At 42.9% G+C, this 26,783-nt stretch carries 25 protein-coding genes; all 25 read left to right on the plus strand.

All coding sequences use genetic code 11. The features are described from left to right. Positions 1-56 precede the first annotated feature (56 nt). The 25 genes from EKQ44_RS07905 (at position 57) to ftsX (ending at position 26,731) form a co-directional block, all read left to right on the plus strand. Positions 57-1,553: a DEAD/DEAH box helicase gene (locus EKQ44_RS07905; protein WP_237663012.1), complete on the plus strand. Its 1,497-nt coding sequence runs from the start codon at positions 57-59 to the stop codon at positions 1,551-1,553. Next, complete coding sequence (locus EKQ44_RS07910; protein WP_237663013.1) at positions 1,546-2,262, plus strand: ComF family protein; 717 nt, start codon at positions 1,546-1,548, stop codon at positions 2,260-2,262. Before EKQ44_RS07905 ends, EKQ44_RS07910 begins: the two co-directional genes overlap by 8 nt. 61 nt (positions 2,263-2,323) lie before the next feature. Continuing rightward, positions 2,324-2,740: a TIGR03826 family flagellar region protein gene (locus EKQ44_RS07915; protein WP_237663014.1), complete on the plus strand. Its 417-nt coding sequence runs from the start codon at positions 2,324-2,326 to the stop codon at positions 2,738-2,740. Positions 2,741-2,803: 63 nt separating this feature from the next. Continuing rightward, positions 2,804-3,067, plus strand: a complete 264-nt coding sequence (gene flgM, locus EKQ44_RS07920; RefSeq protein WP_237663015.1) for a flagellar biosynthesis anti-sigma factor FlgM — start codon at positions 2,804-2,806, stop codon at positions 3,065-3,067. 190 nt (positions 3,068-3,257) lie between these two features. After that, the gene (locus EKQ44_RS07925; RefSeq protein ID WP_237663016.1) at positions 3,258-3,722 is read left to right on the plus strand and encodes a flagellar protein FlgN; all 465 of its coding nucleotides are present in this window, start codon (positions 3,258-3,260) and stop codon (positions 3,720-3,722) included. A gap of 12 nt (positions 3,723-3,734) precedes the next feature. Next, positions 3,735-5,597 (plus strand): flagellar hook-associated protein FlgK, encoded by a 1,863-nt coding sequence (gene flgK / locus EKQ44_RS07930; protein ID WP_237663017.1) that lies wholly within the window; start codon positions 3,735-3,737, stop codon positions 5,595-5,597. Between the two features lie 10 nt (positions 5,598-5,607). Further along, positions 5,608-6,486 (plus strand): flagellar hook-associated protein FlgL, encoded by an 879-nt coding sequence (flgL, locus tag EKQ44_RS07935; RefSeq protein ID WP_237663018.1) that lies wholly within the window; start codon positions 5,608-5,610, stop codon positions 6,484-6,486. A 31-nt stretch (positions 6,487-6,517) separates the two neighbouring features. Next, positions 6,518-7,333 carry a DUF6470 family protein gene (locus tag EKQ44_RS07940; protein WP_331254654.1) on the plus strand — a complete coding sequence of 272 codons (816 nt, stop codon included), beginning with the start codon at positions 6,518-6,520 and terminating at the stop codon, positions 7,331-7,333. 12 nt (positions 7,334-7,345) lie between these two features. Then, complete coding sequence (gene fliW / locus EKQ44_RS07945) at positions 7,346-7,783, plus strand: flagellar assembly protein FliW (protein ID WP_237663019.1); 438 nt, start codon at positions 7,346-7,348, stop codon at positions 7,781-7,783. Between the two features lie 15 nt (positions 7,784-7,798). Further along, positions 7,799-8,026: a carbon storage regulator CsrA gene (gene csrA, locus EKQ44_RS07950; RefSeq protein ID WP_237663020.1), complete on the plus strand. Its 228-nt coding sequence runs from the start codon at positions 7,799-7,801 to the stop codon at positions 8,024-8,026. Positions 8,027-8,197: 171 nt separating this feature from the next. Beyond that, positions 8,198-9,445 (plus strand): flagellin N-terminal helical domain-containing protein, encoded by a 1,248-nt coding sequence (locus EKQ44_RS07955; RefSeq protein ID WP_237663021.1) that lies wholly within the window; start codon positions 8,198-8,200, stop codon positions 9,443-9,445. A gap of 513 nt (positions 9,446-9,958) precedes the next feature. Continuing rightward, positions 9,959-10,306: a flagellar protein FlaG gene (gene flaG, locus EKQ44_RS07960; RefSeq protein WP_237663022.1), complete on the plus strand. Its 348-nt coding sequence runs from the start codon at positions 9,959-9,961 to the stop codon at positions 10,304-10,306. Between the two features lie 12 nt (positions 10,307-10,318). Beyond that, entirely contained in the window at positions 10,319-12,073 is a 1,755-nt protein-coding gene (locus EKQ44_RS07965) for a flagellar hook-associated protein 2 (protein WP_237663023.1), read from the plus strand. A 20-nt stretch (positions 12,074-12,093) separates the two neighbouring features. Continuing rightward, the gene (fliS, locus tag EKQ44_RS07970; RefSeq protein WP_237663024.1) at positions 12,094-12,495 is read left to right on the plus strand and encodes a flagellar export chaperone FliS; all 402 of its coding nucleotides are present in this window, start codon (positions 12,094-12,096) and stop codon (positions 12,493-12,495) included. Then, on the plus strand, positions 12,495-12,848 hold the full coding sequence (locus EKQ44_RS07975) for a hypothetical protein (protein ID WP_237663025.1): 354 nt from the start codon (positions 12,495-12,497) through the stop codon (positions 12,846-12,848). The genes fliS and EKQ44_RS07975 overlap by 1 nt, the downstream gene beginning before the upstream one ends. 9 nt (positions 12,849-12,857) lie before the next feature. Then, entirely contained in the window at positions 12,858-13,244 is a 387-nt protein-coding gene (locus EKQ44_RS07980) for a hypothetical protein (protein WP_237663026.1), read from the plus strand. A gap of 472 nt (positions 13,245-13,716) precedes the next feature. Then, positions 13,717-14,277: a ribosome hibernation-promoting factor, HPF/YfiA family gene (hpf, locus tag EKQ44_RS07985; RefSeq protein ID WP_237663027.1), complete on the plus strand. Its 561-nt coding sequence runs from the start codon at positions 13,717-13,719 to the stop codon at positions 14,275-14,277. A 230-nt stretch (positions 14,278-14,507) separates the two neighbouring features. Next, positions 14,508-15,623 (plus strand): acyltransferase, encoded by a 1,116-nt coding sequence (locus tag EKQ44_RS07990; protein ID WP_237663028.1) that lies wholly within the window; start codon positions 14,508-14,510, stop codon positions 15,621-15,623. Between the two features lie 147 nt (positions 15,624-15,770). Next, a complete protein-coding gene (gene secA / locus EKQ44_RS07995) occupies positions 15,771-18,281 on the plus strand; it encodes a preprotein translocase subunit SecA (protein ID WP_237663029.1) in 2,511 nt (836 codons plus the stop codon). A gap of 870 nt (positions 18,282-19,151) precedes the next feature. Next, positions 19,152-20,250, plus strand: a protein-coding gene (gene prfB / locus EKQ44_RS08000; RefSeq protein ID WP_237663030.1) for a peptide chain release factor 2 whose coding sequence is annotated in 2 segments (ribosomal slippage) — positions 19,152-19,223 and positions 19,225-20,250 — 1,098 coding nt in all. Because the reading frame shifts where the segments join, the coding sequence is not laid out codon by codon here. A 537-nt stretch (positions 20,251-20,787) separates the two neighbouring features. Continuing rightward, the gene (locus EKQ44_RS08005) at positions 20,788-21,657 is read left to right on the plus strand and encodes a YitT family protein (protein ID WP_237663031.1); all 870 of its coding nucleotides are present in this window, start codon (positions 20,788-20,790) and stop codon (positions 21,655-21,657) included. A 60-nt stretch (positions 21,658-21,717) separates the two neighbouring features. Further along, positions 21,718-22,056 (plus strand): cytochrome c551, encoded by a 339-nt coding sequence (cccB, locus tag EKQ44_RS08010; RefSeq protein ID WP_237663032.1) that lies wholly within the window; start codon positions 21,718-21,720, stop codon positions 22,054-22,056. A gap of 307 nt (positions 22,057-22,363) precedes the next feature. After that, positions 22,364-24,787 carry a S8 family peptidase gene (locus EKQ44_RS08020; RefSeq protein ID WP_269151583.1) on the plus strand — a complete coding sequence of 808 codons (2,424 nt, stop codon included), beginning with the start codon at positions 22,364-22,366 and terminating at the stop codon, positions 24,785-24,787. 374 nt (positions 24,788-25,161) lie between these two features. After that, positions 25,162-25,848: a cell division ATP-binding protein FtsE gene (ftsE, locus tag EKQ44_RS08025; RefSeq protein WP_237663033.1), complete on the plus strand. Its 687-nt coding sequence runs from the start codon at positions 25,162-25,164 to the stop codon at positions 25,846-25,848. Then, the gene (gene ftsX / locus EKQ44_RS08030; RefSeq protein ID WP_237663034.1) at positions 25,838-26,731 is read left to right on the plus strand and encodes a permease-like cell division protein FtsX; all 894 of its coding nucleotides are present in this window, start codon (positions 25,838-25,840) and stop codon (positions 26,729-26,731) included. The genes ftsE and ftsX overlap by 11 nt, the downstream gene beginning before the upstream one ends. Positions 26,732-26,783 lie beyond the last annotated feature (52 nt).

Raw genomic sequence — 26,783 nt, forward strand, 5'->3', positions numbered from 1 at the left:
TTCCACTTGTTATAACTTTCGATTTAAAAATTCAAGAAAATCTAAGGAGGAAAGCTATGCTTTTTTGTAAAAACGAAAATAAAATACTGATTCCGACCAACCAAGAAAGTGAACTCACTAAAAGGATCTCTGATTTTCCAGAAATCCCTCATCCGCCACTCAATACCTCATTCCCCTTCAACCAACACCTTCAGCACTATCTCCATGGTAAACGCCTTCTCTTAGATGAAATTCCTTTTCCCTTAGAAACCATTCAATCTCATTACCAGAATGGATATTTGCGATATGATCACGGTGTAACTGCCGCCAAAACTGGCCACATTTGTCAAAGATGTGGAAATGAAAAAGCCAGCTTGTTTGCGGCCTTTCATTGTGCCCGATGCAGGCGAGAATGCACCTATTGCCGGCACTGTATCATGATGGGGAGGGTGAGTGAATGCACACCACTCATTAGCTGGAGCGGACCAAAGCCTACAACTGAATCCAATAACTACACACTCGACTGGAATGGCACCCTCTCAAAAGGGCAGCAGCTAGCATCCGACCGAGTGATCGGGGCCATCCAATCTAACACACAGCTCCTAGTATGGGCAGTCTGTGGTGCTGGAAAAACGGAGGTTCTTTTTAAAGGAATAGAGACAGCTCTGACCCAAGGCAAGCGGGTATGCATCGCCACGCCGCGAACGGACGTTGTCTTGGAACTCTCCCCTCGTCTTCAACAGGTGTTTCCGAATATAGAGATTGCCACCTTGTACGGGGGAAGTGAGGACATAATCAAAAATGCCCCGCTTACTATCGCAACGACCCACCAACTACTTCGATACTACCGGGCCTTTGATAGCATTATCATTGATGAAGTGGATGCTTTCCCCTATTCGGTCGACTCCTCGTTAGAATATGCAGCGAGAAAAGCTCGAACTGAAGGTGGTAGCACTATTTATCTGAGTGCCACGCCTTCTAAGAAAATACAGCGTGCGGTACATTCAGGTACGCTTTCCTCTGTCATTATTCCGGCGAGGTATCACCGGCACCCTTTACCGGTCCCAGCCCTAGAGTGGTGTGGGAACTGGGAAAAAAGGATGAAGAAAAATAGGCTTCCAGGAAACGTGCTTTATTGGGTCCAAAAGCACCATGCGGCAAGCCGACCCATCTTTCTTTTTGTACCAAGTATTGATTTGCTTAAACAGATTGTTGTTATTCTACAAAAGGTATATGGAGATCTTGTGGCTGGGGTTCATGCCAAAGATAAGAAGCGAAAGGAGAAGGTGGGTGATTTCCGGAAGGGGAAGATAAAAATTTTGGTGACGACCACGATACTGGAGCGAGGAGTTACGGTTTCAGATGTTCAAGTTGGTGTACTTGGAGCAGAGGACAATCTTTTTACGGAAAGTGCCCTTGTTCAGATTGCAGGAAGGGCTGGTCGCAGCAGTCACCATCCGGAAGGAGATGTGAGATTTTTTCATTATGGAAGAACTCGTGAAATGATAGCCGCAATCGATCAGATCAGGCGTATGAACTATCGAGCGAAAACGGGGGGATTTCTTGATGAGTAACTGTTTGGTTTGTCAGGGGGAGGTGGCTTCCTCGTTTGGATGGGATGAATTCTTAGGTATTAGCAAGGCAGAACAAGTATGTGAATCTTGTGAGCAAGCTTTTCAGAAAATCAGCGGTAAGTTATGCAGGATATGTGGCAGGGTATGGGATGAGGTCCCGGTGGAAAACCGGCATGGGGATATCTGCTTTGATTGCCACAGGTGGGAAAGTGATGATGAGACAGCTGGAATGCTAAAGATGAATCGTTCTGTTTTTACGTATAACGACCACATGAAAGAAGTTTTGGCACAATACAAATTCAGAGGGGATGCAATTCTGGTAGATGCCTTTTATAAAGACTTTCGGCAGATGTATGAAAAGTATTTTAAAAAAGACTCATGGATGCTCGTTCCTATCCCCTTAGGAACAGGACGCCTCTATGAGCGGGGGTTCAATCAGTCCCTTCTTTTAGCGAAGTTGATAGCTCCAATTGGATTCCCCGAGCTCCTAGCGAAAACCGATTCTGTTAAACAGTCCAAAAAGGCTCGGCAAGAACGTTTGCATCAAGAAAATCCTTTTTACGTCATCGAACCCCAAAAGGTCAGAGGGAAAAGCATACTCCTGATCGACGACATCTACACTACTGGAACGACTATCAGGATGGCGGCAAAGATATTAAAAGAGGCAGGTGCTGGAGATATTTCTTCGCTCACCTTAGTTCGCAGTTAACTTTTTTGCTTCCTTTACGATATAAAAAGTAAGAAACTTATGCTCGAAAGGAAGTTGCCTCATGTCCCAGCTCGATAATTGTCCAAACTGTGGAGAGATTTATGTAAAAAATGCTTTTAGGGAAGTGTGTGAAGCATGTTATAAAGAAGAGGAAGTTCAGTATCAGACTGTATACAAGTACATCCGACAACGAGATAACAGAATGGCAAGCTTGGACCAAGTCGTGGAAAATACCGGGGTGGCTGAGTCGTTGATCCTCAAGTTTATCCGAAAAGGCCGCATTCAGCTGACCCAATTTCCAAATTTGGGGTATCCGTGCGACCGTTGTGGTAGGATGATTAGAGAGGATAAGCTTTGTATTGGTTGTAAAAAAGATATTCAGGGGCAACTTTCGCAATTGGACCGTGAAGAAGAAAGACAGCGGGTAATTCGGAGCGAAGGAAGAACCTACCATGCAATTGATAAGAAATTCCTATAAACATTCACCAATCTGTGCCGATATTCATATATAGACAAACTGTTCGAAAAGGAAGGGATAACAATGAAGATTAATAATATTGGTCCTTCAGGAGTCAACCCCTATAAGAATCACATGAAACAACAGCAGGTCCAGACGCCTAATCAGGCAAAGAGTGACCAGGTGGAGATCTCCAGTAAAGCAAAAGAGATGCAAGAGCGCTCCCAATTTGCAGAGGCCCGTCAGGAAAAGATTGCAAAGCTCAAGGTTTCTGTGGAAAACGGCACCTACAAGGTAGATCCCAAAGCCGTTGCCAGTAAGATGATAGATTTTTATTTTAATAAATAAGGGCTGTTAGAGCATGATTAGAACTCTAGCTGTTGATTGGAGCACAAGCCGAAGACTCCGGCGGGAGGTAGCGCTAGGTCGAGACCCCGCAGGCTTGCCGAGGAGGCTCAAGCACCACCCCGCGGAAAGCAAAGCCTAGCGCGGAAATCAACAGCGGTGTTTAACAGAGCCTTCAAAATAAGGAGAACCTATGTCCATTCCAACAATTATCACATTACTCGATAAAATGCTCACTTTGCATTCTTACCTTTATGAACTGACTGTACGGAAAGAAGAGGTAGTAAAAGCAAACAAGGTAGACGAGCTCCAAGAGATTACTAGAGAAGAAAAACAATATACACGGGCAATCATTCAGCTAGAAAAGCAACGTGCGGAACTATCCGGCGGAAAGACAATAACTGAGCTTGCCGAAATGGCTTCACCTGCAGAAAGAAGTGAAATGCTTCCTTTGAAAGATAGGTTAGCTAAGATCATTTCCAATATCCAAAAGCAGAACGAACTCAATCAGCTGTTACTTGAACAGTCCCTTCAATTTGTCACAATGACCATAAACACCCTGAACCCGTTGCCAAATGCGGTAAATTATGAGAAACCCGCGAACATGAAGAAAAGCGTTAGTGCACCTGCGCGCTCCCTGTTCGATTCAAAAGCTTAGGAGGAACACCACATGCGTTCAACATTTCATAGTCTCGAAGTTGCGAGACGTGGTCTGGTTACCCAGCAAACTGCCCTTCAGACGGTCGGGCATAACATTGCCAATGCCAATACCCCAGGATATACCAGACAACGGGTCAATTTTGTCCAAACAGAACCATATCCACCAGCTTCCATGAATCGTCCGCAAATACCCGGACAGATGGGGACTGGGGTAGAGGCAGGCAGTATCCAGCGTGTGCGGGAGAGTTTCCTGGATATCCAGTATCGTGGTGAAAACAATAAGCTTGGCTATTGGGAGGCGCGTGCAGATTCCCTGCAAAAGATGGAAGAGATCATGAACGAACCATCCGAAACCGGCCTTTCTACCACTTTGGACCGTTTCTGGCAGGCTTTTCAAGATTTGGCGGTCAATCCGACGAATGCAGGGGCACGGTCGGTGGTAAGACAGCGCGGACTGGCGGTTGCGGAAACATTCCGGTTCTTATCGGATTCCTTATCATCTGTTCAGCAGGACATCAAAAATGTAATGGATGTCACGGTAAAGCAGGTAAATGCACTTAGTCAGCAAATCAACAATATAAATAAGCAAATTGGTGAAATCGAACCACATGGCTATCTCGCGAATGATCTTTACGATGAAAGGGACCGCTTGGTGGATGAACTATCACAGCTTGTCAATATAAAGGCCACAACAATTGGAAGTAGTGGGAACCCAAGCAGTATCGCAGAAGGTAAACTGACTATTGAGATGGTGGATGATTCTGGTCGTAAAATCGGTACGCTTGTTGATGCCACCAGTCTTAGAGTGAACAGTCTTTCTTTAGAATACCGAGCAGATACAGGGCTTGTGGATGGATTCAAGCTTGGGGATACAAGCTTTGGAATCGGCAGTATGCAAGCTTCCGGTAAGCTTCGTGGCCTGATCGACTCTTATGGGTTTATGGAAGGGAATACTGAAAAGGGGTTATACCCTGATATGTTGAACCACCTGGATACGGTAGCGTTTGAATTTGCTCAAGAGATTAATAGAGTTCATGAATCTGGCTGGAGTATCTCGAGCATGGAATCTGGAGAGCATACAGCGTTCAAATTCTTTGAATTTAAAAATACAGATATAGCTGCGGGGAACATCAAAGATGCAGCTAAACTTTTCACGGTTTCATCAGATATCGTGCAGTCCTTGGACAATATCGCGGCTTCCGGCTACAACAAGGGGATCATTACAACAGGTGAGTTCCACGGATTTAATGGTGTGGAAAATGTTTCGGTTACTGTGCAGTCTGCAGTGGATGCCAACGGAGTTCAGCAGTTTACATACACGGTTTATGATGCAGCCAAGTCTCCAAAACAGGAATTAATGACTTCTGGAAGTTTTGCCAGTTTAGAAGACCTTGGTCTAGGATTGTCGGGAGAGTTTATCAATGCGGATGGAAATCCTTCTGTCCATTTTGACTTGAGTAAAGTCCGCTTGGAAGACGTGTCAAAAGGGAATTACATTTCGGTTGATATCCCCAAAATCGGTGAGGTCGGTGGTCGTGTAGGTGATGGAAGCAATGCCATTGCCTTAGCAGAGGTGAAGGCCCGTACGCTCCAGCTGAACGGTGTTTCTACAACCTTCCAAAACTACTACGAAAGTGTTATTGGAGGCTTGGCGGTAGATGCCCAGGAGGCGAACAGACTCTCCTACAACAGTGAAACATTGAGACTATCAGTGGATCAGCGCCGACAATCGGTAAGCGGTGTTTCCTTGGACGAGGAAATGACCAGCATGATCCAGTTCCAGCATGCATACAATGCTTCGGCAAGAATGATTACTTTAACGGACGAACTTTTAGATAGAATCATTAACGGCTTAGGATTAGGCGGAAGGTAGGTGTAGATAAATGCGTGTAACACAAAGCATGCTGACGCAGAACTCTCTGCGTCAATTAAGTACAAGTTACGGGAAAATGGGTAAGTTGATGGAACAGCTCTCTACAGGTAAGAAAATTTCCCGTCCTTCCGACGACCCGGTTGTGGCGATGAAAGGGATGTATTATCGTACAAACTTGACGGAGCTTGAACAATACAAACGTAACCTGAGTGAATCGTATGCATGGATGGAAAATTCCGAAGCGGCGTTGGACCATGTGCAAAGCGTGATGCATCGTGCCCGCGAGTTGGTGGTTCAGGGATCCAATGACACCTACTCACCGGAAGACCGTCAAGCGATGGCAAAAGAAATCGAGCAGTTAAAGCACGATTTCGTTCAGGTTGCCAATACTCAGGTTGCCGGAAAATACATCTTTAACGGTACAGCGATAGATAAGCCTAGAATTACGGATGCTAACGATCCTTCGTCTGTAAGTACGGAAAACTCTCCTTTCGAGGTAGAAGTTTCTCGTGGGATAAAGCTACAATCCAACATTAATTCGGATAATGTTTTTAATAAAGACATGATGGAAGTTTGGAATGGCCTTCAGAAGGCTTTGGAAACAAGTGATACAGATGCATTGAAGGATTTGATGGGACGCTTTGATAAAGCGGCGGATACCATCTCAGCGGAGCGTTCTGAGTTAGGTGCTCGTTACAACCGATTGGAAATGGTGGATAATCGCATTGGGTATCAAGAAGTGGTTGCGACACGGATCCTGTCTGATAATGAGGATGCGGATATTGAGAAAGTGATTACGGATTTGACGATGCAGGAGAGTGTACACCGTGCTTCGCTTGGTGTGGGGGCGCGTGTGATTCAGCCTTCGTTGTTGGATTTTTTAAGGTAGGGTGAGGAACTGTCTTGGAGGGAGCTGTTTGATGGCAGTTGTTTCTGGGGCAGTTTTTTTGGTATTTGGTGATACGCCGCTGTTGATTTCGCGCCAGGCTTCGCTTTCCGCGGGGCGATGCTTGAGCCTCCTCACTTCGTTGCGGGGTCTCAACCTACCGCTACCTCCCGCCGGAGTCTTCGCCTTTCGCTCCAATCAACAGCTAGGGTATCTTTTTAGATCTAGAAAACCTTTTAGAGAAGTGGGTGATTATATGCATTTTCCACAGATACGATTGCAGTCGACTTTTGCACAGACTGAGTTGCAGATTCAGAAACCGGTACAACAAATCCAGCAACCTAGGGCAGAAATTAGTATTGAACAACCTAAGGCGGAGTTGATGATGCAGCGGAGGCCGGGGAGGTTGACGATTGATCAGACGCAGGCTAGAGAGGATATGGATTTGAAGAGTGTAGCCAGGAGGATTGAGGAGGCGGCGCAGCTTGGGCGGCAGGATTGGCTGGCAGGGCTGGCGCGAGTTGCACAGGACGGAAATGAGATGATGAAAATCGAACATGGTGGTGGCGCGATTGTCCGTCAGGCGAAGCGGAATAGTGAAGGTCCTCCAAAAGAATTCAATATTGGCTGGATTCCGTCCCATTTTAGTGTGAAAATTAATTATGAGCCTGGTTCAGTGGATATCCAGTGGCACCAGCGTAAGCCAGTTATAGATATAGAGATAAATAAGCCAGTGCATGAGTATACACCAGGTGCCACACAGGTCAGTATGGCTAATTACTCTTCGCTTGAAATAGACTTTGAGAATTTGCGATATATAGGTACAAGCGGCTACGAACAAAAAATATAAGGTTGTGAGAAAATGAAAATAGAAACGAAGTATCATGGATTAATAGAGGTACAGAAAGAAGAAGTGATAAGATTTCCGAATGGCTTTCCGGGGTTTATAGAGGAGAAGGAGTTCGCGGTGATTCCTTTTACGGAGGATGGCACGTTTCATATTTTACAATCCGTACAGACGCCAGGGCTAGGCTTTGCTCTGACAAATCCTTTTACGTTCTATCCGGATTATGATTTCAATCTGGAGAACCAAGCGGTGGATGTTCTCGAGTTGGAAACTGCTGAAGATGTGACGGTCTATGTAGTCCTGACATTGGCAGACCCTTTCCACCTTACAACTGCCAACCTGCTAGCTCCTGTTGTAGTAAATACGAAAAATAAGCTTGGCAAGCAAGTCATTTTAACAGGCAGTCCATATCAAACGAAGCATAATCTGTTTCCAGAAGCAGTAGCTAAATAGAGAGGAGGAGACCGCATGCTAGTACTAACCCGCAAAATAGATGAAGCCATCACGATCGGTGATGACATCGAGATTACGGTTCTCAGCATCAATGGTGATCAAGTGAAGCTCGGCATCCAAGCTCCAAAACATATTGAGATACATAGAAAAGAAATTTATCTTTCCATACAGGAGGAAAACAACGCAGCGTCCCACTCTTCACTTGATCTTATCCAAGCTTTAAGCAACCAACTAAAAAAATAATACAATTTGTAAAAAATTCTCTCTAACTCTATTAACAGTTGTCGAGTACGGTCGATATAAAACATGTAAGCAAATAGAATCAAAAGGCGGCCGACTTTTGACCTATCTGCAAAACTAACACCGATTACACAAGGACGTGAAATCGGCGACAACTCAAGGAGGAAAATTGTAATGAGAATTAATCACAATATTGCTGCGTTGAACACGCACCGTCAATTAGGTTCTGCAACAAACGCTCAAATGAAATCTATGGAGAAATTGTCTTCTGGTTTACGTATTAACAAAGCTGGGGACGACGCTGCCGGTCTTGCAATCTCTGAAAAAATGAGAGCTCAGGTTCGTGGGTTGGATCAAGCTTCCAGAAATGCCCAGGACTCCATCTCAATGATACAGACTGCCGAAGGGGCGTTAAATGAAACCCATGATATTCTTCAGCGTATGCGTGAGTTAGCGGTTCAAGCCGGTAATGACACAAATACTGGATCGGATCGTGGAGAAATTCAAAAAGAGATTAACCAACTTACGAGTGAAATCAACCGTATTGGAAATACAACTGAATTTAATGGTCAGAAATTATTAAGTGCAACTGATGGGGCTGTAACTGGGGGAAGTCCAGGTGTACCAGGAACTCCTGGTGTAGATGCAACAACATTTGCAAGTGCAACTGATATGACTCCAGGGGGAGGCAATACAGCAAGTGGACAAGTTACAGTAAACGGTACTTTTGATGGAGCAGCTAATACAACAATTACGTTTGAAAAGACTGATACTGGTTGGTCGATTGATGGTGGCGCAAATGATGTTGTATTAGTAGGCAGTACATTTACTACAAACGGTTTAACATTTGATGTGTCTGCTGCAGTTGGGGATGCTGTAGAGGGAGACTCTTGGACTGTAGATTTAACTGCTGCTGTAGCTGCAGTGCCTGGTACACCTGCAACTGGAGGTAGTTCTTCATTTTCGACTCAAATCGGAGCTAACGAAAACCAAACAATGACTTTAGAATTCTCCGATATGAGAGCTTCTGCCTTAGGTCTTACTGGTTCAGCAGGGGATGCTGGTTATACTGATGGTGATACAGTAACAGATGGTACTAACAATTCTGCAAATGAAGCTGCTTTAGATGTATCTAATGCAACCAATGCTGGAAACGCTGTCACAGCAATCAACAATGCAATTGAAGCAGTGTCGGCTGAGCGTTCTAAACTTGGTGCAAACCAAAACCGTCTAGAACACACAATCAATAACCTTAACACATCTTCTGAAAACCTAACAGCTGCTGAATCTCGTATTCGGGACGTTGATATGGCAAAAGAAATGATGGAACAAACTAAGAATTCTATTCTTGCACAAGCATCTCAAGCAATGTTGGCTCAATCCAATCAAATGCCTCAGGGGGTACTTCAACTCTTGAGATAATGATTAGAGGGCGTCTAGTTTGGTAACGAGCTAGAGTATAACTGGGTGAATTGCTGGAACTTCCTAAAGCTTCTTCAACCACAGCGAAACTGGAAACGGTAGGCGTTATGGTATGAAAATGAAGAAGATGGACCAATGGATAATCAGCAGCCAAGCTCCTGTTCCGAAAGGATGGAGAAGGTTCAACGACTAGAGAACACGGTCTAAGGCGGACAGCTATGACTATGAATCTCGTAGGGCAGTTAAACTGTTCGAAGTGCCCAGCTCCATAGAGATATGGATGAAGATATAGTCTATTCTATGATTGAAAGACATAGTCGCAAAGCAAGCGAACCAACAACCACAAGGAGTTTTACAACTTCTTCGTTAATTTTATTCAAAGAGACTCTAGATTCTAGGGTCTCTTTCCTATTGTAAGGAACCTGATAAAATAATTTTTCCCCTTCACCCTTTATAACTATTTCCAATTACCGATATTACTACTAGAGTAAACATTTCACGGAGGGGACCCGTATGCACATTTTGCCAATTGGAAGCGGCATCTTTGACCCCACAACTAGAACGCAAGCACAAGGAACAGTTTCAACAAAAGTAGATGTATCGTTAAAAGAAACGAAGCAAGGTCATCCTGAACAGAGCAGGTTACAGATGGAAACCATCGTAGCCTGCATGAACGATTTCATGAAGCCAATGAATGTAGCTGTGCGCTTTGAATTACACGATGATTTGAATGAATATTATGTGACGGTGGTGGATGTGGAGACCGATGAGGTTGTTCGAGAGATACCGTCTAAGAAATTTCTTGATATGTATGCGGCAATGACGGAATATATGGGATTGTTTGTCGATAAAAAGATATAGGTGGTGAAGGATATGCGCTTAACTGGGTTTCAAAGTGGGCTTGATATTAATCAGATGGTAAGCGATTTGATGAAGGCTCAGCGTATGCCGATGAACAAATTGTCACAGCAGAAGCAATTGTTGGAATGGAAGAGGGATGCATATAGGGAGACAAATAGGCTACTAAACGACTTTCGAAATTTATCCTTCGATATGACATTGCAGAGGAGTTACTCTCAAAAACAGGTGACATCTAGTAACTCGGCTGTATCTGCGCTTGCTTCCTCTTCAGCTGCTAATGCAAATTACACTATTTCAGATGTGAAGGCTGCTACAGCAGCATACAGAAGTTCAACAAATCTTTTAGAAGAAGACAGCTCATTTGACCCGAACAAAAGCCTTTGGGAACAACGGGATAAATTCCAAAACTTTGCGCTTACCCAGCAAACACAAGACGCGATTGTGTTAAAGGGAGAAACTAACTCGATGCAGTTGAAAGGGTCAGTGGAGTGGAATGAGGAAATGAACATATGGGTTGGCGCAGATAAAATTCCTGTCTATACTAAATCGAATATTCCGGAAAATATAAATGGTAACTTCGCAACGCTTGACGAGAAAACAGGAAAACTTACTTTCAATGAACCATTGGCAGCTGGGAGTGAAGTCCAAGCATTTGAATACGATTCATTCAGTTTTGATTTTTCCATCACAACCTTCAATCAACAAGGTGCAAAGGTGGAACAGGAATTTAAGTTCGATGGTTCCGCCACTATGAATGAAGTGATGAATAGAATTAGTTCATCCAATGTTGGTGTGACGGCCTTTTTTGATGAAGTAAAAGGAACCATCATGATGACTAGAAAAGATGCAGGTACATTCAGGTCTGCAGACGCTTCTCATGAAATCCAGGTAACTGGTGCATTTATGACGAATGTAATGAAACTAGACAATAAAAATATTGAGCAGGGTGGAACCGCTGCTACATTTAAGATTAATGGTGTGGCAACTGAGCGGAATTCCAATTCTTTCACTTTGAATGGTGTGACCTTCACCTTGAATGGAGATATGGAAGGCGAATCTGTTATTTCGATTAAGAATGATACAGACAAGACATTCCAAGCCATTAAAGACTATATTACCAAATACAATGAGTTAATCGGAAAAATCAACGGTAAATTAGGTGAACCGTTGCATCGTGATTACAAACCTCTTTCCAATGAAGAACGTGAATCCCTATCGGAAAAACAGATTGAACAATGGGAAGAGAAAGCGATGAGTGGGCTTTTAAGAAATGATTCCATCCTTTCCTCAGGACTGGGACAGATGCGGATGAGCTTTTATGAACCTATATCTGGTATCTCAGGAGCATTCAATCAGCTTTCACAAATCGGTATTTCCACCGGTGCTAATTATTTGGACAAGGGAAAGCTTATTATAGATGAAGATAAGTTAAGGGAAGCAATTGAGAAAGATTCAAGTTCTGTAATGGAGTTATTTACTGCAAATGGGGCAGATAGATCCTCCCAGGGTCTTGCTAGGAAGTTGCGAGAAAATGTAACGGCGACCATTCAATCAATCGAAGCACGGGCAGGAACGCCAACCCGTACTGCACAGCAGTTCACGATGGGAAGAGAATTGTTGAATGTGGATCAGCGGATTTCCGCATTTGAACGAAGAATGCAGACAGTCGAGGCACGTTATTGGAAACAGTTCACCGCAATGGAAAAAGCAATCGGACAATCAAATCAACAATCAATGCAACTTATGAGTCAATTTTTCAATGGCTGATGTAAAAGGAGAGGACAACCATGGCAATCAATAATCCCTATCAAGCCTATCAACAAAATTCCGTCAACACCGCTACCCCTGGTGAGCTGACACTAATGCTTTACAATGGCTCTCTTAAATTCATGAAGCTGGCCAAGAAAGCGATAGAAGAAAAGAATATAGAAGTGAAAAATATTAACCTTATCAAGGCGCAAAAAATAATTCAGGAATTGATGGTGACGCTTGATACGAGCCAAGATGTCGGGAAATCGATGATGACGATGTACGACTATATGAACCGTCGTCTAATTGAAGCGAACCTCAAAAACGATTCTGCAATGGTCGAAGAAGTGGAAGGGCTTATGATGGAATTCCGTGATGCATGGAAGCAGGTCATCCAAATGAATCGCCAACAGGCATTTGCTCAAGGCGGCCAGGCGTAATGAATGTTGTTGAAAGCCTGGATAAAGTCACTACGCATCTTTTGACCTTACTGGAAAGTCCCTTACCCGCCGAAGAAAGCCGGGACGCATTTTTAGAAGAGATTGATAGGGCATTACAAATCAGAGACTCTTTAATTCAACGTCTTGCTCCCCCTTTTTCAGAATCAGAGATGGCACTTGGTAAAAAGGTGGCTTTAGTCAGTAAGCAGGTGACTCCCAAGCTTGAGGGTTTTCACAAACAATTAAAGCAGGAGTGGGGACAAATCCAGCAGTCAAAGAAAACCGCTAAGGCCTATGGCCAAGCTTACAGCATACCCGCAGCAGACGGGATGTATTATGATAAGAGAAACTAGGTGTAGAGGATGGCAGCTTTGACAGAAGGTGAATTTTTCTTACTTAAGAAATATAATGCCCTACTGGAAACAGTAGAAGAAGCTTTTGAGTTTTTGAGCGAAGAAAACCATAATGCCTCCACACCTGTGAAACGTCAAATCGTGCTGGGCAGCCACGAAGCTATCGGAAAAATTGCAGAAGCGCACGTAAGTCTCGTTACTCTCTTTGAAAACAACGAGATAGCCCTTCAAGCAATCTCTCAATTTAGCGCCCTCTTAGATGAACTCGAGCAAATCGGCCATTTCGAACAAAACACCATCCCTGAAAAAGAAGCATTACAAACTTATATCAAACCAGCATACGAAAACTGGAAAAACCAAATGCAACACCACATCCTACCCCACATCGCCCACTAACCCTCCACCAACTTTGGAGGGTTTTTTATTTAATTATGGGGAGAGGGGGAATGTCTGAGGTTGAAAATCCCCCCCTGTTGACTGTAGTGCAGGGTGTTCGACTCCAGCGGGGGAGTAGCGGCAATCTTGAGACCCCGCAGCGAAGCTAGGAGGCTCAAGGTCGCCCCGCGGAAAGCGAACACCCGGAACGAAAGGAAACAGGGAGTTAAACAGAATACCTCAATTTTTCATGAAACTTTTCCCATCCCCCCGCATATACTTGTTTCACCCCACAAAGAACAAGCCAAACCCTAGCCTTCACAAATTCTTAACATTTCTTTTACGTTTAGGCAGGAATTCTGTTGGGTATTGTAGAAATATGTTTACATAAGCTTAATAAAGCTTAACCCTTCCTTTTTTTGAAGGGAATATGTAGGCAGATTGTTTGGGCGTAAGAAAAGTTCAAACAGGAACAAAAGGAGGAGTTCGATTTATGAAGTACAACGTACGCGGTGAAAACATTGAGGTAACTCCAGCAATCCGAGATTATGTTGAAAATAAGATCGGAAAGATTGAACGCTATTTTGATTCCACAGACAATGCAGAATGCAAAGTAAATCTGAAAGTCTACAACAACCAACAAAAAATTGAAGTAACCATCCCTATGACAGGCCTAGTGTTACGTGCAGAAGAAAGTCACGATGATCTCTATGCAGCGATAGACCTTGTCGTAGATAAACTAGAGCGACAAATACGAAAACATAAAACAAAGGTAAACCGTAAGCTTCGCGATACAGGTTCACCTAAATACTTATTCAACGAAGTAATCGATAATGGCGCACCAGCCCATGTAGCAGTGGAGGATGAAGAGGACGAAGCAGACTTGGTTCGTACGAAACGCTATAACTTAAAACCGATGGACAGTGAGGAAGCAATCCTGCAGATGAACCTCTTGGGACATAATTTCTTCGTATTCCTGAACGCGGCCACAAACGAAACGAATGTTGTATATAAGCGTAACGATGGGAAATATGGATTGATTGAGTCTTATTAAATGAAATGAATCAATAAATAATTCAGGCTGTCGACATGGTTCGACAGCTTTTTTTATTTACCGGTTATATCTATTTTTATAGGTACTATAAAGGAATTAAAGAGGTTAATCATTTACAGGGTGGACTGTAGCGAACGGATTTACCAATTTAAGGATGCGCAGAAAAATTATTTTAAAATAATTTTTCTGTGTTATAATCATCCCTGACCTAACGAATAGGAGATGATTGGATGATTAACAAACAAAGTAAGTCATTAAATAGTACTATAAATGAGATACACTTACTTAGAGCGTTAGCATGTATTTGCGTTGTTTTAGTCCACTTGACAGCTATTCATTATGTTTTTAATGGAAACCAATTTAATGAGATTACTTTTGGAATTAATCAACTTGCGAGATTTGGGACTCCGACCTTCGCAGTGATTAGTGCTTTTTTATTGGTCTATCAAGTGAGAAGAAAAGGGTTTCAATTAAAAAACTTCATTGTTACAAGGACAACGAAAATAGTTTTTCCTTTTTTTATTTGGAGTCTATTCTATATAGGATTAAATAAGATTTATTTTGGTGTGGGAGTAAAACAAGGATTAGATCCAATTTCATACTTCATCGAATATGTTGTTTTAGGAGGATCTTATTATCATCTATATTTTATGGCGATGGTTTTACAATTTTATCTCTTATTTATTGTTATTCAATTCGCAAGAACAAAATTCGTTTGGGGAATGTTATTAATTATAGCTCTTATTGTTAACGCTATATATCTAACACCTTCTCTTAATCTAGTAGTGGATCAAGTTCATTTGAAAAAAATATATTATAGCGATGCATTTGTATTTAGGTGGATATTTTACTTTATGTTAGGTGGCTTTATTGCATACTTCTGGGAGAATATTTCTGAAGTGATAAGTAAGTATAAATATGTATGGTTACTATTGGGCGTTTTAGTTGTTATTGGTGGGATCATTGAATATAATGTCACTGGATCTGCTCCAGCAAGTAGGATAACAAATTTAATAAATATACCCGTATTGACATTATCAGTATTTTCTTTATATAAATTCATTAATAATGTTTCTTTTCTAGAAAATATAAGCTCAATAATAGGTAAATATGCAATGGGTATCTATATCCTTCATCCGTTTATTTTATTCATTATGCTTCAACATGTACCTAGTACACTCTGGAGAACCTATTATCTACCTGTTTACTTGGTGATAATATTATTTATCTGCATAATTATTAGCAAAATGATTGGTACTTTAAAACTTTCAAATTATATTTTACCAGTACCTAAAACGAATAGTAATAATACTAAAGCCCGAGACACTTCAATTGCTTCAACTTAATGATTATTTTTCAATGCCCTTCTTACTATAGAGGGCATTTTTTCTTTAAGTTTGCATAATTTTGTTTGAGTTGTTACCAAACCCAATAAGTGTTAAAATTTATATATTATTTAGGCTATAAAACTATAGTTACAGAGGAGCGTTTGTATGCTTGGTTTATTGAATAAAGTGTTTGATATGAATAAGCGTCAACTGAAGCGTCTTGAAAAAATGGCGGATCAGATAGATTCACTAAGTGAAGATGTGGCAAGGCTGACCGATGACCAGCTTCGCGAGAAAACGGCTGAATTTCAAGGTCGTTATCAGAAGGGTGAAAAGCTCGATGACATGATGGTGGAGGCATTCGCGGTTGTTCGCGAGGCGTCCAAGCGTGTACTCGGTCTTTATCCGTATAAAGTACAGCTTATGGGTGGTGTTTCCCTACATGAAGGGAACATTTCCGAGATGAAAACGGGGGAAGGTAAAACGTTGACGGCAACGATGCCTGTTTACCTGAACGCGATCACTGGTAAAGGCGTTCATGTTGTAACGGTCAATGAATACTTGGCAAGTCGTGACGCGACGGAAATGGGTCAGCTTTATGAGTTCCTTGGCCTTACTGTCGGCCTGAACCTGAACGGACTTTCCCGTGATGAAAAAATTGAAGCCTACAAAGCGGATATCACATATGGTACGAACAATGAATTCGGATTTGACTACCTGCGTGACAACATGGTCCTATATAAAGAGCAAATGGTGCAGCGTCCACTTCATTATGCCGTAATTGATGAGGTTGACTCCATCTTGATCGATGAAGCGCGTACGCCATTGATCATTTCCGGTAGTGCCCAGAAGTCTGCTGCTTTGTACATCCAAGCGAATGCGTTTGCCCGTACATTGGTGAAAGATGTGGACTACACGTATGATGTGAAAACAAAAGGTGTGCAGCTGACAGAGGACGGGATTACAAAGTCCGAGAAAGCGTTCGGCATTGAAAACTTATTTGATATTAGCAATGTTACCTTGAACCACCATATCAACCAGGCGTTAAAAGCACATGTGACCATGCATCATGATGTGGACTATGTCGTGCAGGAAGGCGAGGTTGTCATCGTTGACCAATTTACTGGTCGTCTGATGAAAGGCCGCCGCTATTCCGATGGATTACACCAAGCAATTGAAGCAAAAGAAGGCTTGGATATCCAGAATGAGAGCATGACGCTTGCAACGATTACTTTCCAGAACTACTTCCGTATGTACGAAAAGCTTGCCGGGATGACAGGTACAGCGAAAACGGAGGAAGAAGAGTTCCGTAACATTTATAACATGAACGTTATTGCGATTCCGACAAACCAGGAAATCGTGCGTGATGACCGTGCCGATCTTATTTTTAAAACGATTGAAGGGAAATTCAATGCGGTTGCGGATGATATCGCAGAGCGTAATAAAAACGGACAACCTGTGCTTGTTGGTACGGTTGCGATTGAAACATCTGAGGTTATTTCGAAACTTCTAACGAAGCGCGGCATCAAGCATGACGTGTTGAATGCGAAAAACCATGCGCGTGAAGCGGATATCATCCTTGGTGCAGGTCAAAAGGGATCTGTTACGATTGCGACGAATATGGCCGGTCGTGGTACAGATATCAAGCTTGGCGAAGGTGTGAAGGAAGTTGGCGGTCTTGCCGTTATCGGTACAGAGCGTCATGAATCCCGCCGTATTGATAACCAGCTTCGTGGACGTTCCGGTCGTCAGGGAGACCCAGGTGTGACGCAATTCTACCTTTCCATGGAAGATGAACTGATGCGCCGTTTCGGTTCGGACAATATGAAGACCATGATGGAACGTTTAGGTATGGATGATACCCAGCCTATCCAAAGTAAAATGGTTTCCCGTGCAGTTGAATCTGCGCAAAAACGAGTTGAGGGTAATAACTTTGATGCTCGAAAGCAGCTTCTACAATACGACGATGTTCTTCGTCAACAGCGTGAAGTCATCTATACTCAACGTTTTGAAGTATTGGATTCCGAGAACCTGCGCGCAGTGGTGGAAAGAATGCTTGTGTCCACCATCGAGCGTCAAGTCGGACTTTATACACCAAAAGAGGAGGTTCCAGAGGATTGGAACCTGCAGGGAATCGTTGATTATGTAGACGCTAACCTGTTAGAAGAAGGAGCCGTAACACTTAACGACTTGCGCGGTAAAGAGCCTGAGGAAATCTCTGAGCTTATCGTCGAAAAAGTGAAAGCCCGTTATGACGAGAAGGAGCAGGAGCTTTCCACAGAACAGATGCGTGAGTTTGAAAAGGTTGTCGTGTTGCGTGCGGTGGACAGCAAGTGGATGGATCATATCGACGCGATGGATCAGCTTCGCCAGGGTATCCACCTTCGTGCATACGGTCAAATCGATCCGCTTCGTGAGTATCAGTTCGAAGGATTCGCGATGTTTGAAAACATGATTGCGGCAATCGAGGAAGATGTAGCCAAATATGTGATGAAGGCACAGATTCGCAACAATCTTCAACGTGAAGAAGTGGCCAAAGGTCAGGCGGTCGTTCCAAAAGAAAGTGGCGGCGAGCCTCCAAAGAAAAAGCCAGTGAAAAAAGTGATGGACGTAGGCCGCAATGATGCTTGCATTTGTGGCAGCGGAAAGAAATATAAAAACTGCTGCGGGAAGTAATGGCTGTTTTGAGAGCGGAAGTGGGGCTGTTGGTGGCCCCGCTTTTTGTTTGTTAGAATGGTCAACTGTGGTTTTGCTAGTGGAGCTTAGGGAAAAAAGCGATTTTCCATAGAAAATGTCTATTTTTATGTAGTGGAAAAGTGGTTCGGACAATTCGTTACTTTCTTCGGACAAGAATGTGAGGAAATTACAGTAGGTTCGGACAAAGTATAGGGGAGTTCGGTCACTTATAAAGGGCGTTTGGACAAATGCTTTTGGGGCTTCGGTCATTTATTGCAAAACTTCGGTCAAATTTAGAATTTCTTTGGACACTTTTGCAAAAACTTCGGACACATATCGGAAAACTTCGGACATTTGAGCTGACCAACCATTAATACTCAACCGAACATGACTCTAAAGCTTGAAATAACATCACCCTTTAAACGGGACCAAACGATTTTGTGAAATAGCAATTTTTAAACAAACGTTGGTATAAGTGGAAATGGAAAGTAAGGATTCCCATGGGGTACAGCCGTTCACTTAAGGATTAACTTTTGAGAATGTTATGGCAAAATAGTTGGAATTCCCCCGTAGTTTGGTCAGTTTCCAGGAGGCTTCCCTTTACTAAAATAGCAATTTTAAAACAAACGATTGTTTAATCAAAAATGGAAATTTAGGTTTCTCATGGGCTACAGCGTTTCAATATAGAATTAACTTTTGAAAAAGCTATCTCAGTAAAGCTAACGCGCACAAAAATGATATTTGTATTCCCGATCCCAGACTCAGGTACTTTTTTATTTCAGTGAAATACGATATTATAGACTATTAGTTGCCCTGTTTGTTTGACGAGGGTTAAAATTCGGTTAGTGAAAATTTTATGAGGTGAAATAAATGGAATTAGTAGAGATTCGTCACGAGTTAGAAAAAATGGCTAAGCGATTAGTCGAGTTTAGGGGGTCTCTTTGACTTAGAGGCCAAAGAACGTCGAATTGCTGAGCTTGATAATGAGATGTCCAACCCTGAGTTTTGGAACAACCAGAGTGAGGCGCAGGTGGTCATCAATGAAGCAAATGCACTCAAGGAACCTGTTGGACAGTTTCATGAGTTGAGTGAGAACTATGAGAACCTGCAATTAACCTATGAGTTAGTAAAAGAAGAACCTGATGCGGAGCTGCAAACGGAGCTTGCGAGCGAAGTGAAAACGGTAGCGGAGGATTTCAACAAGTTTGAACTTCAACTATTGTTGAGTGGTGAGCATGATAAAAATAACGCAATCCTTGAATTGCACCCGGGTGCTGGTGGTACCGAGTCCCAGGATTGGGGCTCCTTGTTGTTACGTATGTACACTCGTTGGGCGGAGCGTAAAGGCTTCAAAGTAGAGACGCTTGATTATCTACCTGGCGACGAAGCTGGTATCAAGAGTGTCACGCTATTGATCAAGGGTCACAATGCATACGGGTATTTGAAAGCGGAAAAAGGGGTTCACCGTCTTGTACGTATTTCCCCGTTCGACTCTTCTGGCCGCCGTCACACAAGCTTTGTTTCTTGTGAGGTTATGCCGGAGTTTGATGATAACATCGAGATTGATATCCGTACGGAAGATCTAAAGATTGATACGTACCGTGCAAGTGGAGCTGGTGGACAGCACATCAATACAACCGATTCTGCGGTCCGTATTACCCACATCCCAACGAATGTGGTCGTGACTTGTCAGACGGAGCGTTCCCAAATCAAGAACCGTGAGCGCGCGATGAAAATGTTGCAAGCTAAGCTTTATCAGAAGAAGTTGGATGAGCAGCAGGCGGAATTGGATGAAATCCGTGGCGAGCAGAAGGATATCGGCTGGGGGTCCCAAATTCGTTCCTATGTGTTCCATCCTTACTCCATGGTAAAAGATCACCGTACCAATACGGAGGTCGGTAATACACAAGCGGTTATGGACGGGGACTTGGATCCGTTTATTGATGCATATTTAAGATCAAAATTATAAGAGATGACTCGAAACACCTCTGGCCAGGGATGGCTGGAGGTTTTTTTTATATGGAAGGTGAAATCAAATAAGTATAGTGCCGTTACCGAAGGACATTCTAACAATAATTCTTGTAGAAATAGTTGTTTTGGAAGAGTCATTTGATTAATCCCGTCACAACTACCGGTAATCTAGTCATAAGAATGGTCAATCCCTTCATAAATAAGGAATTTTCATTGGTAAACCGGTTTTGCCATGCAGGGTTCGTTAATATCCCGTCATAAGAGTGCGGAATCCCATCACAAGAGGTGAAAATCCCGTCACAATCAACAAGAAATCCCGTCACATGGCAGGATAATCCCTTCACAGTGCCGGAATGCTTCGGTTCTACCTATTCAATCCGGCTTTCCGAAGAACAACAGTTGGCGATTGCAGGAAGAGATTCTTAGTCTCGCTAACGCTTTACCACGTTATACCAATGCCATTTACACTCTCATCATCGCGTGCTATACTCTTGCTCGTTGTGTGTATTTTAGAAAGATTTTGGAGGGCTTAAAGTTGAGTCGTAAAAATAGAAATGGGTATCAAGTGAATCCTGTGTATCAACGGGTAAAGGAATATACATATGTGGTGTTGGGTTCAGCAATTGTGGCGCTGGCATTCAACATGTTCTTGCTGCCGAATAGGGTTGCTTCCGGGGGAGTTAGTGGAATCAGTACCATATTGAAATCACTGCTTGATTGGGAACCGGGAATTGTGCAGTTATGCTTTAACATTCCGCTTTTCCTGGCTGGGGTCATACTATTGGGGAAACAATTTGGTCTTAAGACATTAGTGGGTACTATTACGCTGCCGCTAATAGTACTTTGGACAAGCAACATGGCACCGGCCACAGAGGATCCATTACTTGGTTCCTTGTTCGGGGGAATAGGTGTAGGACTTGGACTTGGATTGGTATTCAGGGGCCGTGCTTCCACAGGAGGAACAGACCTTGCGGCACAGATCATCCATAAGTATACTGGGTTGACGCTTGGGGCTTGTGTGGCAATCATTGATGGACTTATCGTTATTTCAGCTGCGGTGGTCTTTGATTTGGAGCTTGGAATGTACGCACTCATCGGCCTTTTCGTCACAAGTAAGACAATTGATTTTGTACAGGTCGGACTTGGCTATTCCAAGATGGCGATCATTATTACGAAGAAGGAAGATGAAGTCAAAGAAGCCATCCTTACGAAAATTGATCGTGGGGTGACGAAACTTGCCGCATATGGGGGCTACACGGAAAATGAATTGCCTGTTTTGATGTGTGTGGTCGATCAGACCGAATTCACAAAATTGAAACAAGTGGTCCGGACCATTGATCCGTCTGCATTTGTGGTGGTTACCAACGCATCCGAGGTCTTGGGTGAGGGTTTTAAAAGAGAGTAAATAGGATATAATATAAACGAACTTGGTAATTATTACATCTCAAAATTGGGGGACCTACCTATGAAAAAGTATTTTATGGCATTTGTTTTAGGTTCATCACTACTTACGCTTGCAGCCTGCGGTGGCGGCGCTGATGAGGATCAGGAAACAACTGGCGGCGGTGGCGAGTTCGCAATGGTGGAAAATGAAGAGGCGCAGCAATTGTATCAAAGCTGTATCGGCTGTCATGGCCGTAACATGGAAGGTGCAAGCGGGCCGAACCTACAAAAAGTAGGAAGCAAATATGATCAGAGTGAAATTGAAAACATCATCAACAATGGACAAGGAAGCATGCCAGCTGGTCTTGTTCCGGAAGAAGATGCGACAGTTTTAGCAGAATGGTTAGCGCAACATAAATAAGTATAGACAAGAACTCTCCTAAAATATGGAGGGTTCTTTTTTATGCCCTAAGATACCTAAAAGCTCTTATCGAATAATAGGGAATTAAGGGTGTTTTTGTTGGTGTATTGTGGAAAAATAATAGTCATATTTAACTGAATTGTCGAAATAGTTCGTTTATCTAACTAAAGTATATTGAAAATTTCAATTGTTAAAAATATAATGTGGATTGTAAAGATTTTGGACTATCGTAAGTAAATGGTACTTAAGTATATGTCTAGAATTTTTTACATAAGTCGTAAGATATAAAAAAGGGGAGTGGGATGATTTGAAGCAGAAGTTAATCGCAGCATTCATGCCTTTGCTGGTTCTGGTACTTGTATTTAGTACTTTTGCAGCAAACGGTGTCTCTGCCAACACAGGTCAAGAAAAACAAGAGTTGGCTACATTACAAGGGGATTTTGATTTATCATCCTCCAAAGCAGTAAAGGTAATTGTCGAATTACAAGAACAATCTATTGTTGAAGCGAAGCACAATGGGAAGAAGCAGTCCAAGCAGAATCTGAAAAGTGCTCGTGATAAAGTAAAAAAGGAAGTGGCAACACGTACTTCCAAAAGCAAAGTAGAGCGTGAGTATGACCATGTATTCTCCGGATTCTCCCTTGAGATTCCTGCAAACGAGATTCCTAGTCTACTAGCGACTCCTGGTGTAAAAGCGGTATATCCAAACGTGGAATACACGACAACTGAGGTTGTTTCAGAAGAGGAGTTCAGCCCGGCAATGTTAGACTCCGCACCATTTATCGGTTCTAACGACGCTTGGGACCTTGGATTTACAGGTGAAGGTGTAAAGGTAGCAATCATCGATACTGGTGTTGACTACACACACCCTGATTTAGCAGATAACTTTGGTGAGTATTTGGGTTGGGACTTTGTTGACAACGACAACGACCCTCAAGAAACGTTCCCTGGTGACCCACGTGGAGCGGCAACGACTCACGGTTCACACGTTGCGGGAACAGTTGCAGCAAACGGAGCAATCAAAGGCGTAGCGCCAGACGCTACATTGCTTGCATACCGTGTTCTTGGTCCTGGCGGAAGCGGATCTACAGAAAACGTTGTGGCAGCTATCGAGCGCGCAGTGCTTGATGGGGCAGACGTAATGAACCTATCTTTAGGTAACTCTTTAAATGCTCCTGACTGGGCAACTTCCATTGCACTTGATCAAGCAATGGCTGAGGGAGTAGTAGCAGTAACTTCAAATGGTAACGCTGGTCCAAACAACTGGACAGTTGGTTCTCCGGGAACTTCCCGTGAAGCGATTTCTGTAGGAGCTACTCAACTTCCTTACAATGTATTCACAGCGAAAACAACGTCTTCTGACGGTGTATCCTATGCATCTTCTGCTGTTCAAGGATTCCCATCTGAGGAAGAATTACTAGCATTAAACGGTCAAAATTTTGGATTAGTGGATGTAGGATTTGGTTCTCCTGCTGAATTTGCAGGAAAAGATTTAACAGGTAAAATTGCTTTAATCAGCCGTGGAGCTGGTATTCCTTTCGTAGACAAAGCGACAGAAGCGAAGAAGGCTGGAGCAGTTGGAGCAATTCTTTACAATAACGTTGCAGGTGCAATGCCAATAATTCCTGGCATGGATGTACCAACTATCATGCTGAACCAAGCTGATGGAGAAGCATTAAAAGCAAAAGTAGCTGACGTTACAGTAAGCTTTAACATTGCATTTTCTGAAAGAGTTGGCGAAACAATGGCAGACTTCTCTTCCCGTGGTCCGGTTGTGGACACTTGGATGATCAAGCCTGACGTTTCCGCTCCTGGTGTGAACATTGTAAGTACAGTACCAACTTTCGATCCTGCTAACCCACATGGTTACGGTGCGAAACAAGGTACAAGTATGGCTGCTCCACACGTAGCTGGTGCGGCGGCGGTAATCCTTCAAGCAAACCCTGAGTGGGGCGTGTACGAAGTGAAATCTGCATTGATGAACACTGCGGAAAAAATGATCAACCCAGCAACTGGTAAAGAATATGCACATAATTCTCAAGGTGCGGGTAGCATCCGTGTGGTTGATGCATTACAAGCTGAGACGCTTGTGAATCCTGGAAGCTATTCTTTCGGTGTATTCGATAAGAAGAAAGGCAAGCAAGTAGAACGTCAACAATTCGAAATTCAAAACCTTTCTAACAAAGCGAAAAAATATAACATGGAATTCTCTTTCAAAAATGAAGTTGGGAAACATGTGAAGGTAACAACTAGCAAGAACTTGAAAGTAAACGCTGGTAAAACACAAAATGTAAATGTGAACGTACAAGTAGATGCTTCTAAGCTTGAGCCTGGTTACTATGAGGGCCACTTAGTGGTAACAGAAGGTGACACAGTAATCCAAGTTCCTACTATTCTATTTGTAGGCGAGCCGGACTACCCTCGTGTTACTCACTTTGGATTTACTCCACTGGGAGATAACAACTTTGAACTATACTCTTACCTTCCTGGTGGAGCGGATGAATTCGAGGTTTGGGTTTACACTGCTACAGCAACTGGAGGACTTGGTACTTACGTGGGAGACGCACTTTATGATGCCGATCTTGGAAAAGGCTATAACTACCATGACTGGAATGGTACCCTGGCTGACGGAACACAACTACCAGCAGGAAACTACCGTGTTGCAGTCTACGCGAAAAAAGGCAACAATGAGCGCGCAATCGCTGCTGTCGATGTATTAACAATTAAGTAACCTTATAGTATTCTATAAAACATCCAAAACACCTTCGGGGGTCTGACCCCCGAAGGTGTTTTTTTCTCCCCAAACCGACAATATTTTTCGACAAACTCCACATTGAAGGAAATTTATCCCTCTATTACCAACCCTATCATACAATTGAAAAGAAACTGTAATAATAAAAACTCTTATTTTGTCGAAATAGATGATATAATAATAAAGTGAGTTTATGCGGAAAAATTAGATAATTATACATATTGCGTTTTTAGCAGCAAGTGTTCTAACCGCATTCCGTAAGCATTAAGCCTTAAATGAATACTCTCCTTCCTGTGTATCGATAAACAGGGACTTCAATGAGATTCAAATCTTTGACCCAGATAGGTGATTAAATGATTGAAATGCAAGACGTCTATAAAAAATACCCAAACGGCGTCCAAGCTGTGGACGGTATAAATATAAATATAAAAGCAGGCGAATTTGTCTATGTAGTAGGACCCAGTGGGGCTGGAAAATCCACGTTCATCAAAATGATGTATCGGGAAGAAAAGCCTACTGGTGGGAGCATTGTCATAGACGGAGTGAACCTCTCAAAGCTGAAAGAAGGCAAGGTTCCAATCCTTAGAAGAAGCATCGGGGTTGTGTTCCAGGATTTCAAACTCCTTCCACAGTTGACGGTTTATGAAAATGTAGCCTTTGCCCTTGAGGTAATTGAAGAAAGTCCTAAAAATATAAAAAAACGTGTCATGGAAGTCCTTGATCTAGTAAAACTGAAACACAAGGCACGCCATCTTCCTAATGAACTTTCAGGGGGAGAACAGCAACGTATTTCCATTGCCCGCTCTATCGTCAATAACCCGAAAGTAATGATTGCAGATGAGCCAACGGGTAACCTTGATCCGGATACCTCTTGGGAAATCATGAATATTTTTGAAGAGATAAATGAAAAAGGCACGACAATAGTAATGGCCACGCATAACCGTGAGATTGTAAACACCATCAAGAAGCGTGTAATTGCAATCGAGAACGGAAAGATAGTACGTGACCAAGCAGAGGGGGACTACGGTTATGAAGCCTAGAACTCTGATGCGACACTTTAAGGAAAGCTTCAAAAGTTTGGCGCGTAACGGCTGGATGACCTTTGCATCTGTCAGTGCCGTGACGGTTACGCTCCTATTGGTTGGTGTGTTTCTTGTACTGATGATGAACCTGAATAACGTCGCCTCCGAAATTGAAAGCGACGTAGAGATCCGAGTTCATATTGATTTGACAGCAAATGAGGAAAATCAGGAAGTACTAAGAGAGCAGATAGAGAACATTCCAGAAGTGGAAACAGTCGACTATTCCTCGAAAGAAGATGAGTTAAAAGGTTTAGTGGACAGTTTTGGGGAGGAAGGCGGAGCATTTGAGCTGTTTGAACAGAACAATCCGTTATATGATGTTTTCATCGTAAAAACTGCAACACCACAAGAAACCATTACCGCTGCCAAGAAGATTGACGAGTTGGATTACACACACAAGGTCATTTACGGCGCAGAAACGGTAGAAAGATTGTTCAAAGTGTTTGAGATTGCAAGAAACGTAGGATTGGCCCTTATTTTGGGACTAGTATTTACGGCAATGTTCTTAATTTCCAACACCATCAAGATCACCATTTTTGCCAGAAGAAAAGAAATAGAAATCATGAAGTTGGTTGGTGCCACAAACGGTTTCATCCGTTGGCCATTCTTTCTAGAAGGTTTGTGGTTGGGAGTCCTCGGTTCGATTGTACCAATTGGGATCATCCTCACATCCTACTATTATTTGATAGATTTAGTACAGCCGAGAATTCAAGGCACATTCATTCAATTGCTTCCATTTTACCCATTCGCATTCCAGGTCATCGCCATCCTGGTGGCAATCGGAGCGTTTATTGGTATGTGGGGAAGCATGATGTCCGTCCGCAAGTTTTTGCGAGTTTAAGAGATTAACTATTCTACGGTAGAAATACCCGTTCAATAAAAAACAAAAACCT

The organism is Sutcliffiella horikoshii (genome assembly GCF_021991925.1).
Taxonomy (GTDB): Bacteria; Bacillota; Bacilli; order Bacillales; family Bacillaceae_I; genus Sutcliffiella_A; species Sutcliffiella_A horikoshii_F.